General features: G+C 52.5%; 1 protein-coding gene. It reads right to left on the bottom strand.

All coding sequences use genetic code 11. The features are described 5' to 3' along the window. A partial coding sequence (locus ACP5E6_RS18935) for a glycosyltransferase family 2 protein (protein WP_427957027.1) occupies positions 1-1821 on the bottom strand: 1821 nt, incomplete at both ends.

The following is a 1821-nucleotide window of genomic DNA, read 5'->3' on the forward strand; positions in this document are numbered from 1 at the left end:
CCCACCGGCTGCGCATCGCCTCGTTCTCGCGCATGAAGCGGGAGAGTTTATCCTCGGCGAAATCGTCACCCCGGCTCATGCTCTCGCGATGCTCACAGACCGCATCGGGCGCGTAGATGATTTTAAATCCCGCGTTGCGCAATTTTATGCAGAGATCGACATCATTGAACGCCACGCTCAACTCCGCTTCGTCGAACCCACCAGCAAGGTCAAAGGCCGAACGCCTCACGAGCATGCACGCAGCAGTAACCGCAGAAACCTCCGCTGCTGAAATTGCGCGAGCCAAGTAGCCAGGACCGTCACCAGCGATGCCGCGAAATGCGTGTTCAGCGATACCTCCGACACCAAGCACAACGCCGCCATGCTGAACCGTGCCGTTTGGATACAAGAGTTTTGCCCCAACGGCACCAACTTGCGGATCAACCAGAGCCTCATTCAGCATCGTTCGCAGCCAATTTGGGTCGCTAACAATCACATCATTATTCATGAATAAAAGAAACGGATACGACGATGCAACGACGCCGCGATTGTTAATCAGTGAATAATTAAACGGCTCGGCAATCCGAATGACCTTGGTATCAGGTTGATTCCCTTGTTCGGCGCAGAACGCCTCGGCCTCCTCGCCATAGGACCAGTTGTCCAACAGGATAATTTCTATTTTCATCTCGTTACGACAAGCACGGACCGCCTCGACACATTGACGCGTCAACTCAATGTGATTGCGGAAAGGAATCAAGATTGAAACACCGGGGTCCGAATCTAACCGGAAACTCGTGCGATAACAGGTCATCCCTCCCCGCCGCTCGACTGTCGCAGGTAAATGACGTCGTTTGAGATGCTCGGTGATAGCAACTTCACCCGCGAGCGCGGCGCGCGGCTTTGCGCTACCTGAACCAGCTGTCGATTTTGGCGTGATGCGCCAGTGATATAAAATCTCCGCAACGTGATGTATTTCGTGAAGTGATAATTGTTCCGCAAGTCGCAATAGAAATTCGTGGTCCTGAGCACCATCAAACCGTGCATCCAAACCTCCAGCCGCCTTGATAATACCAGCCTCAGCCATCACGAAATGACAGATATAGTTTTGATCCAGCAATAGACGATAATTGAAATCAGGTTTGAAATTCGGCTCAGATAGTCGTCCGTTACGATCAATCTTATCTTCATCGGAATACAATAGCTTTGCGCCGGTGGCAGCATGGGCGCGCAACATCACATCTAAGGCAAACGGTTCCAGCAGGTCGTCGTGATCAAAGAATGCGATGAATTCTCCCTTGGACTCCTGGATGCCTCGGTTTGTCGCGTTCGCAATGCCGCCATTTTTAGACAATGTGAACACCTTAATTCGCGGATCAACAAACGATAGTTTCTCCAGTATTTCGGTCAAGTCATCATCGCGACTTGCATCGTCGATCAAGATCAGTTCCCAATTTTTATAGGTCTGTGATCGCACAGAATCGACTGCGGCAAGAAATTCTCCGTGATCAGGCCGATAAACCGGACACAGCACCGAAACCATATCGTCGCGTTTAGTCGCGCCGTACCGAGCGGCGGCGCGCGCCTCAACTAAAGGCCGATTTTGTCGTGACCAGCTTGAGTATTCCCCAAGCGACAATCTCTCAGCCGGCAACGTCGCTTCCAACTCCCGACGCAGATGATACGCGTATCGAAACAACTCGTCGGCCCGTTCGATCAGCCCATTTATTCTCGCTCGATCGGCATCTGTCGGAATCGTGATTTCGAGGGGACTGCCCCGCAATAACTTACGCTCCGGCATGGTGTGAAAATCCAGCACCACGCTGCGCCCGTGGCGCAGTTCCG

It is taken from the genome of Acidiphilium sp. (assembly GCF_049977125.1).
Lineage (GTDB): Bacteria > Pseudomonadota > Alphaproteobacteria > Acetobacterales > Acetobacteraceae > Acidiphilium.